General features: G+C 74.4%; 1 pseudogene. It reads right to left on the minus strand.

Annotated elements, in window-relative coordinates:
- Positions 1-131 precede the first annotated feature (131 nt).
- Positions 132-250 (minus strand): annotated as a pseudogene (locus tag C7C46_RS37150) (LD-carboxypeptidase); the annotation flags it as partial.

The raw sequence follows: 250 nt of genomic DNA on the forward strand, positions 1-250 counted from the left end.
GCACGAGGGCCGCCCGGACATCGCGCGCATGCACTGGCTGGAGCACCCGGCGCGGCGCGCGGTGGAGCGGCGCCTGGCGGCCGATCGGAGCGCGGTGGTCGGCCGCCGGTGCGCGAACTGACGGAGCAGCAGTACCGGACGGTGATCCGCCGTTCGATCCCGTCCACCCGGATCGATCCGCCGCAGGGCAGGATCAGCTGCGGGTCGGTGTGCCCGAAGTCCACGTCGAAGACCGCCATGGTCCGCGGCG

Origin of the sequence: Streptomyces tateyamensis, assembly GCF_003205575.1 — a bacterium.
Lineage (GTDB): Bacteria > Actinomycetota > Actinomycetes > Streptomycetales > Streptomycetaceae > Kitasatospora > Kitasatospora tateyamensis.